This is a genomic window from Streptomyces sp. NPDC041205 (assembly GCF_055591765.1).
This window is the reverse complement of sequence record NZ_JBVIZH010000024.1, coordinates 1-1,155: the sequence shown is the minus strand read 5'-3', so window position 1 is coordinate 1,155 and position 1,155 is coordinate 1. Positions and strand designations below refer to the sequence as shown.

Annotated in this window: 1 protein-coding gene; it reads left to right on the top strand. The window is 67.9% G+C overall.

From position 1 onward, the window contains the following. Positions 1 to 67: 67 nt before the first annotated feature. Positions 68 to 1,155 (top strand): IS630 family transposase gene (locus tag ACZ6BG_RS39105; protein ID WP_469011151.1). Its coding sequence is split into 2 segments (ribosomal slippage): positions 68 to 515 and positions 515 to 1,155, totalling 1,089 coding nucleotides; the frame shifts between segments, so codons are not numbered across the junction.

Genomic DNA, 1,155 nt, shown 5'->3' with positions numbered 1-1,155 from the left:
CTACTGAGCCTGAACTCGTGGTGTCGTAGCTGCTGACAAGTCTTGATCGTCGCGGTATGCCGTTGTCATGAGGTACGCGCAGGGCGGCGGTCTGACGGACGAGCGGCGGGAGTTCCGCGAGGGCATCCGGCGGGCGGCGGCCGAGCGGTTCGCCTGCGGCGAGCCGAGCTCGGCGATCGCGAAGGATCTGCGGGTCAGCGTCCGGTCGGTGCAACGCTGGCGGAAGTCGTGGACCAAGGGTGGCCCGCGGGCCTTGCGCTCGACCGGCTCGGCCTCCCCACCGCGACTGAGCGAGGACCAATTCGTCCAGCTGGACGCAGAGTTGGCCAGAGGACCCATGGCCCATGGCTGGCCGGACCAGCGGTGGACCCTGACACGGGTCAAGACCGTGATCGGGCGTCGCTTCCACAAGAGCTACACCATCCAGGGCGTGCGCAAGCTCCTGATCCGGCACGGATTCTCCTGCCAGATCCCGGCCAGACGGGCCGTCGAGCGTGACGATGAGGCGATCACCGGCTGGGTGAGGGAGGCCTGGCCGCTGGTGGAAGGACCGCGGCGGCGCTCGGCGCCTGGATCGTCTTCGAGGACGAGTCCGGGTTCTCGATGACACCGCCGATCGCCCGCACCTGGGCCCGTCGCGGGCACACGCCCGTCATCCGGGTCCGCGGCCGCTCGCGGCGCCGCATCTCCATCGCTGCCCTGACCTGCTACAAACCGGGTGAACGCTCCCGCCTGATCTACCGGCCCCGCCGCGACGACGGCCGGCGCGATGGACGCAAGAGCTTCGCATGGACCGACTACCGCAGCCTGCTCCAGATCGCCCACCAGCAACTCGGTGGGCCGATCGTGCTCATCTGGGACAACCTGAACGTGCATCTGGACGCCAGGATGCGCACCTGGATCGCCGATCGGGACTGGCTGACCGTCCACCAACTGCCCTCTTATGCACCGGATCTCAACCCGGTCGAGGGCATCTGGTCCCTGCTGCGGCGCGGCTGGCTCAGCAATGTCGCCTTCACCAGCCCCGACCACCTGGTCCAGACCGTCAGGCGCGGCCTGCGCACGATCCAATACCGCAGTGACCTCATCGACGGATGCCTCGCCGGAACCGGCTTATCCATCACCGAGGCGACTTCACAAGTTCAGGCTCAGTAA